7 protein-coding genes are annotated in these 6,881 nt (G+C 74.3%); 3 read left to right on the top strand and 4 right to left on the bottom strand.

Going from position 1 to position 6,881, the window contains the following annotated elements; all coding sequences use genetic code 11:
- The first annotated feature begins 79 nt into the window (after positions 1-79).
- On the top strand, positions 80-1,315 hold the full coding sequence (locus tag ACFQ11_RS22595) for an MFS transporter (RefSeq protein ID WP_378301765.1): 1,236 nt from the start codon (positions 80-82) through the stop codon (positions 1,313-1,315).
- 7 nt (positions 1,316-1,322) lie between these two features.
- Positions 1,323-2,123, top strand: a complete 801-nt coding sequence (locus ACFQ11_RS22600) for an SAM-dependent methyltransferase (protein WP_378301767.1) — start codon at positions 1,323-1,325, stop codon at positions 2,121-2,123.
- 56 nt (positions 2,124-2,179) lie between these two features.
- Here ACFQ11_RS22600 and ACFQ11_RS22605 read toward each other — a convergent pair whose 3' ends face one another.
- The 3 genes from ACFQ11_RS22605 to arfB form a co-directional block, all read right to left on the bottom strand.
- The gene (locus tag ACFQ11_RS22605; protein ID WP_378301769.1) at positions 2,180-3,037 is read right to left on the bottom strand and encodes a transporter substrate-binding domain-containing protein; all 858 of its coding nucleotides are present in this window, start codon (positions 3,035-3,037) and stop codon (positions 2,180-2,182) included.
- 16 nt (positions 3,038-3,053) lie between these two features.
- Positions 3,054-4,454, bottom strand: coding sequence for a hypothetical protein (locus ACFQ11_RS22610; protein WP_378301771.1), 1,401 nt, complete (start codon positions 4,452-4,454; stop codon positions 3,054-3,056).
- A gap of 149 nt (positions 4,455-4,603) precedes the next feature.
- Complete coding sequence (arfB, locus tag ACFQ11_RS22615) at positions 4,604-5,029, bottom strand: alternative ribosome rescue aminoacyl-tRNA hydrolase ArfB (protein WP_378301773.1); 426 nt, start codon at positions 5,027-5,029, stop codon at positions 4,604-4,606.
- A 79-nt stretch (positions 5,030-5,108) separates the two neighbouring features.
- Between arfB and ACFQ11_RS22620 the strand changes: the two genes are divergently transcribed.
- The gene (locus ACFQ11_RS22620; RefSeq protein ID WP_378301775.1) at positions 5,109-5,942 is read left to right on the top strand and encodes an oxygenase MpaB family protein; all 834 of its coding nucleotides are present in this window, start codon (positions 5,109-5,111) and stop codon (positions 5,940-5,942) included.
- Positions 5,943-6,096: 154 nt separating this feature from the next.
- Here ACFQ11_RS22620 and ACFQ11_RS22625 read toward each other — a convergent pair.
- Positions 6,097-6,881, bottom strand: a 785-nt coding sequence (locus tag ACFQ11_RS22625) for a S1C family serine protease (protein ID WP_378301777.1), incomplete at its 5' end; no start/stop codon positions are given.

A 6,881-nucleotide genomic window follows, 5' to 3' on the forward strand; every position in this document is an offset into this window, starting at 1 on the left:
CCCTCCAATGAGTTGCGTATTGAAACCAGTCTGCCCTACGCTCCGTTCGGTTGCAAAATGAAACCAGATGGGGGCGCCCGTGAACCGGAGGACGAGGCTGCTGGCGGCGGTCGTGTGCGGGGCCGCGGTGGCGAGCGTCTACGCCGGGCAGCCGGTGCTGGCGCCGATGGGGCGCGACCTGGACGTCCCGCCCGACTCGCTCGGCTGGTTCGTGGCCGCCGGCCAGCTCGGATACCTGGCGGGACTGGTGCTGCTGGTGCCGCTGGGCGACATGCTCGACCGCAGGCGCCTGATCGCCGCGCACCTCGCGCTGGTGTCCGCCGGGACGGCGGTCACCGCGGCCGCCACGGCCGCCTGGGCCGCGTTCGCCGGGCTGGCCGTCGCGGGCGTGTTCGCGGTCGTCGTCCAGACCACCGTCGCGTACACGGCGGCGGTCTCCCCGGCCGCCGAGCGGGGGCGCGACCTCGGCATCGTGACGTCGGGCGTGGTGATCGGCATCCTCGGCGGGCGCGTCGTCGCGGGCGCCCTCGCGGACGCGTGGGGATGGCGGAGCGTCTACCTGGCCCTGGCGGTCCTCGCCGCCGTCCTCGCGCCGCTCGCCCTCACCCTGCCGGCCGCGGACGCCCGTCCGGACGCGCCGGGGTACGGGCGGATCCTCCGGTCCTTCGGCGGGCTGTTCGTCCGGCCGCTGTTCCTCGGCCGCGGGCTCGTCGCGTTCTTCCTGTTCGCCTCGTTCGGCACCCTGTGGAGCGGCATGGCGCTGCCCCTGGCCGGTCCGCCCTGGCACCTGGACGAAGCGCAGATCGGGCTGTTCGGCCTCGCCGGGCTCGCCGGCGCCCTGGGCGCCGCCCGGTCCGGACGCTGGGGCGACGCGGGGCACGCGCGCCGGGTCACCGGCATCGCGCTGGTGCTCCTGCTCGCCTCCTGGGTCGCGATCGGGCAGCTCACGTGGTCGCTGCCGCTGCTGGTCCTCGGCGTGATCCTGCTCGACTTCGCCGTCCAGGCCGTGCACGTGAGCAACCAGCACGCGCTCACCGCCGCCTACCCCGGCCGCACCGGTTCCGCGATCGGCGGCTACATGGTCTTCTACTCGCTCGGATCCGCCGCGGGGGCGGCCGCGACCACCGCGCTGTTCGACGCCGCCGGCTGGATCGGCCCCACCGTCCTCGGCGCGACGTTCGCGCTCTGCGCGCTCGCCGTCCGGACGATCGGCGAGCCCGCGCCGGCGCCCGCGCTCGGCGCGTCTCGGCGAATCCGCGCCGATTCGGGGTGCGCGCGGGCTACGATGCCGGGGAAGTCCCCTCCAACTGAATGAGGCACATATGGCCGAGGTGCCCCCGGACATTCCGACCGACGTCCCGACCGCCGCTCGCGTGTACGACGTGATGCTGAACGGCAAGGACAACTTCGCCGTCGACCGTCAGGTCGCCGAGGCCAGCCTGAAGATCATGCCGGAGCTGCGGGACATCGCCCTGCACAACCGCGCGATGCTGCACCGGGTCGTGCGGTACCTGGCGGCCGAGGAGGGCATCACGCAGTTCCTCGACCTGGGGTCGGGGCTGCCGACGGTGCGGAACACCCACGAGGTGGCGCAGGAGATCGACCCCGCGGCCCGTGTCGTCTACGTGGACATCGACCCGATCGTGCTCGCGCACGGCCGGGCGATCCTGGCCGACAACCCGAACACGACGGTGGTGACCGCGGACATCCGCGAGCCCGGCGCGCTCCTTCAGCGCCCCGAGGTGCGCCGCCTCCTCGACTTCTCCAAGCCGGTGTGCGTGATGCTCTGCGGCATCCTGCACCACCTGGCCGACGACGAGGGGCCCGGGGAGATCGTCAAGACGCTGCGCGAGTCCGTGCCGAGCGGATCGTACTTCTTCATCACCAACTTCACCCGCCTCGGCGACGCCCCCGAGTCGGTCGAGCTCGAGAAGCAGCTCCTCGAACAGCTCGGGACCGGCCGGGTGCGGACCCCGGCGGAACTGGCGGCGTTCTTCGACGGCCTGGAGATCCTCCCGCCCGGACTGGTCCCGCTGCCGCTGTGGCGCCCGGACGAGCCCGTCGTCGACGCCAGCACGATCGACGTCCGCTTCATGACCGGCGGCGTGGGCCGCAAGCCGTAGCGGCGAGGAGCGGGGCGGCGGGTCCGGCCCTGGCGCCGCAGCGGTCGGGGCGGCGATCAGGGGCAGCCCTCGAACTGGGGGACCGTGGCGGGCAGGTCCAGGCCGGACGTGCCGAACCACTGGTCGAGCATGGTCGCGGCGGCGCCGTTCTGGTACATGCCGGTCAGGACGCGGTTCACGGCGAGGCATCCCTCCCGGTCCCCCTTGCGGAGGGCGATGCCGTACTTCACGTCCGTGAAGGACGCGTTGACGACGGTGGTGCCGGGGACGGCCGTCGCGAGCCCGGCGAGGACGAGGTCGTCGGTCGTCACGGCGTCGACGCGCCCGGCGGCCAGCGCCTCGGCGCAGTCGCCGTAGGAGGCCATCGGGACCGGTGCGGCGGCCACCTCCCGCTCGCCGGCCACCACCTCCCAGGATCCGGAGCCGGGCACCTTGCAGACCCTCTTGCCGCGCAGGTCCCGGACGGTCTCGATGGACCGGTCGCCCTGCCGGACGAGGATGTCCTGGTGCGCGAGGTAGTACGGCCCGGCGAACGTGACCCGGTCCCTGCGCTCCGCGGTGACGGGACGGGTCGTGACCGCCATGTCGATCGTGCCGTCGCGCAGCGCGTCCTCGGGGCCGTCCGAACGGATCGGCCGGAACGTGACGTCCGCCGGGGCGACGCCGAGCCGTCCGGCGACGTAGGTGGCCACGTCGATCTCGAAGCCCTCGAGCGTCCCGTCCCCGGTCCGCGCGGACAGGCCCGGCAGGCCGTCGTCGACGCCGATGACCAGCTCGTCCCGTCCGGTGACCGACTCGGGTTCGCCGCCGTACACCAGCGGCGCGACCGCCAGGGCCGCCGCCAGTGACACGACGGAGAGCCCGGCCAAGGCGGCCGTGGCGACGCGGGTTCGGGCACTGTGGACGGTGCGCACGGACGGCTCCCGGTTCTCAGCGGTACTCGGCGAGGCGCGGCCAGATCCCGGCCACGATCAGGGCCCCGATGGCGAGCGCCGCGACCGGCGGCAGCCACGTCATCGGCCGCAGCGCCCGCTCGGCCTCGAGCGCGGCGTGGACCCGGTGGGCCTGGTGATGGCTGATCCGGGCGTCGAGCTCGCGGTCGTACGCACGGAAGGCGGGGTGCGGCAGATGCCGCCAGCGCGGGTCCAGGTGCGCGCGGGCGGCCCTGTCGAGGCGTCCGTCCCCGGCCAGTCCCCGGACGGTGCGGTCGAGGTCCTGGTAGTTCCGGTAGGCCGCCAGCAGGTCGCCGGTGCCGCCCGCCCTCGGATGCGGCAGGTCCCGTCGCGCCCGCCTGCCGAGGTGGCCGCCGAAGTCCGTGCTCCGGCCCAGTGCCCGGTAGTAGGCGTCCAGGTCGGACGCCTCGGCGACGTAGAGGATCGTCTGGGACTTGTCGAGGTACCTGCGGTCGTACCGGTCGGCGTTGTCCGGGTCCAGGATCTGGCGTGCCCGGTCCGTGTACATGCCGGTGCCGAGCGCCCGGACGCGGGTCAGGTCGAGGGCGGGGTCGAGGCCCGTCCGCTTGGCCGTCCGCAGCCGCTCCGCCTCGGTGGTCAGCCGGGCCGACAGCGTGGCCGTCAGCGCCAGCGCGCCCACCAGCGCCACGGCCAGCGGCAGGGACACCAGGCGGCGGAAGCGCCGCGCCAGGTACACCTGCAGGCTCGCCATGGCCGCCAGCAGGGCCAGCCCCGCGCCCAGGACCCGCAGCCGGCCCGCGAGGACGGACGAGCGCCCCTCCCGGTAGGCGGTCGTGACGTCGGCGGTCTCCGCCGCGGCCAGGTTGGACGCCTTGGGCAGCAGCTCCCGGGTCATGAGGGCGGTCGCCGCCCGGTACTCCCGGACCGCCTCCGGGGGCGGTTGCGTGCCGGGGCCCGCCGCCGCGGCCATCGCCGCCTGCACGTGCCGGTCGTACTCGTGCAGCCCGTTCAGCAGCGACTGGACGGTCCGCATCCGCGGCCCGTCCGTCCGTCCCGTCCGCGCCGCCGACAGCGCGGCCCGCTGGGCGTCCTCGCGCCGGATGTCGTAGGCGTACCGCGCGCCGCTGCGCTCGCAGCCGGCGCCCGCCGTCTCCGGCGCGCACAGCCACCCGGCCTCGCCTCCGGTCAGCAGGACACGGGTCACCTGCGCGTCCATGTCGGTGAGCGCGAGGTACATGTCGCCGATGCTCTCCGCCAGGGGCCCCTCGCGTTCGCCGAGGGTCCGCACCCCCTCGCGGGCGTCCCCGACCGCCGCGTACGCGGAGGCGACCAGTACCGCCAGCGCCAGCAGGGCCAGGGCGGCCAGTGCCCGGACGCGACCCGCGACGGTGCCGGCACCCCACGGCTTGACGGGCACGTCCGGCCCCCTTCAGGCGCGACGCCGAGATCGGCTCTCCAGTCTCGGGGAAGCCGCCCGGGGTCGGCAAGATCGCCACCGTGCCCGGATCCGGCCCGCCGGAACGCGGCGGACGACCTTGTGCGGCACGCCCGGCCGCCTGTCCGGGGTCAGTCCCAGCGGCGGGAGCGTTGGCGTTTGACGGCCGAGCGTCGTTTCTTGTTCTCCAGGCGGCGTTCGTTGATGCCGCGGGGCATCTTCTTCGGGATTCGCTTCTTCGGTGGTGGCGCGATGGCGTCGGCAAGGATCGACGCCAAGCGCGCGCGGGCGGCATCACGGTTCCGTACCTGCGAGCGGTACTCCTCGGCGCGGATCGTGAGGACGCCTCGGACGAGCCGTCCCGCGAGGCGCTCGAGGGCGCGGGACCGGTAGGGCTCGGGGAGGGACGGCGAGGCGGCGACGTCGAAGGAGAGTTCGGCGGCGGTCGCGCTGGTGTTGACGTGCTGCCCGCCCGGCCCCGAGGAGCGGGAGAAACGCCAGCGCAGCTCGGTCTCGGGGATCGAGACCGGGCCGCGGATCGGGATCGAGTCGGACATGCGGGTGATTATCCCCGGTGCGGGGCGATCTTGTCCCCCGGGTTTTCGCGTCGGCAAGCACTTACTTACACTGATCGCCATGACCGAGGGACTGTTCCGGGACGAGGACCTGATCCGGGTGATCACCCGGGAGGGCGCGCTGATCGCGGCGGGCGGCGCCGCGTCGCTGCTCCAGACCGCCCACCCGCAGGTGGCCCAGGGCGTTCACGACCACAGCTATACGCACGAGGATCCGCTGCGCCGCCTGCGCAACACCATGGGGTGGCTGTACGCGGTGCAGTTCGGCACGAAGGACGAGGCCGAGACGTTCAGCGCCCTCGTCTGGAAGGGGCACGAGCAGGTCACCGGCCCCGGATACCGGGCGAACGACCCCGACCTGCAGGTGTGGGTGGCGGCGACCCTGTTCGCCGTGGCCGCGCAGTTCTACCAGGCGCTCTTCCGCCGCGAACTGGACGAGCGGGAGCTGGAGGAGTTCTACGGGCAGACGAAGGTCTACGCGACGATCATCGGCTGCCCGGAGGGCCGGATGCCCGAGACGTACCGGGACTTCCGCGCGTACTACGCCGAGATGCTGCGGACGATCGAGATCAGCGACGCGTCGCGGGCCATCGCCGACCAGGTGCTGTACCCGAAGGTGCCGGGCGGCTTCCTCGCCGCGCCGGGCCTGGCCGCGATCCGGCTGCTCACCGCCGGGCTGATGCCCGCGCCGATCCGCGAGCAGTACGGCTGGAAGTGGAACGCCGCGCGGCGGTTCCGGTTCCGGCTGCTGCTCGGCGCGCTGTCGCTGGTGTACCCGCGCCTGCCGGTACGGATCCGGACGCTCCCGCGCGACCACTACCTGGCCACCACCCGCGGGATGCTCGCCAAAGTGCGGCACCGGCCCACCATCCCGGCGCCCGCCGAACGGGCCTGACGCAGGGGACGGCCGCGCGTCCCCGCTGGTAAGGGACGCGCGGCCGTCCTCCCGAGGGCGCTCCCGTGCCCGGCCCGGCCGGGAACGTCCCCCTGCCCGCGGCGCCGCCCGTCCGCCCGCTCCCCCCAGAGCTCGACCGGACGGCGTCCCCGGGTCAGACCGAGGCGTCCGCGATGATCTTCGATGCGGTCCGCTTCGCGCTGTCGATCGGGATGGCGAAGCCGAGGCCGATGCTGCCCGAGCCGCCGCCCGAGGTGGCGATCGCCGTGTTGATCCCGATGACCTGCCCGGACATGTTCACGAGCGCGCCGCCCGAGTTGCCCGGATTGATCGGCGCGTCGGTCTGGATCGCGTTCTCGATCACCGTCTGCTCCTCCTGGCTGAGCCGCTCCTGCAGGCCGGGCGGCAGCCAGGGCGCCCGCTGCTCCGGCTGCTCGCCGCCCTCGCCGACCTGCCGGCCGAGCGCACTGACGATCCCCGAGGTCACCGAGCCGTCCAGGCCCAGCGGGCTGCCGATGGCGAGCACCTGGTCACCGACGGCGAGCCCCTCGGTGCTGCCGAACGTGGCCGGCGTCAGCCCCGAGACCCCCTGCGCCCGCAGGACGGCGATGTCGTTCGCCCGGTCGCCGCCGACCACGCGCGCCTGCGCCGTCCGGCCGTCGCCGAACTTCACCGACACCTGCCGCGCCCCCTCGACGACGTGCGCGTTCGTGAGGATCGTCCCGTTCTCGTCGAGGATCACGCCCGAACCGCCGCTGCTGCCCGCCCCGGACCGCGCGGTGATCGACACGACGCTCGGCAGGACGGCCGCCGCGACCGCCGACACCGAGCCGTTCGCGTTCGACGCGCCCGTGACGGCGGTCGGCGCCGACCGGGCGGGCTCGCCGGTCAGCGCGAGGGCCGCCGCGGCGCCCGCGGCGCCGTCGCCCACCGCGAGCG

Source organism: Actinomadura sediminis, from assembly GCF_042675525.1.
Lineage (GTDB): Bacteria > Actinomycetota > Actinomycetes > Streptosporangiales > Streptosporangiaceae > Spirillospora > Spirillospora sediminis.

What these genes read in the sequence shown, in the direction of transcription:
- arfB (WP_378301773.1), bottom strand. Translation starts at nt 5,029, where the DNA reads ATGTCCGACTCGATCCCGATCCGCGGCCCGGTCTCGATCCCCGAGACC.
- ACFQ11_RS22620 (WP_378301775.1), top strand. Translation starts at nt 5,109, where the DNA reads ATGACCGAGGGACTGTTCCGGGACGAGGACCTGATCCGGGTGATCACC.
- ACFQ11_RS22600 (WP_378301767.1), top strand. Translation starts at nt 1,323, where the DNA reads ATGGCCGAGGTGCCCCCGGACATTCCGACCGACGTCCCGACCGCCGCT.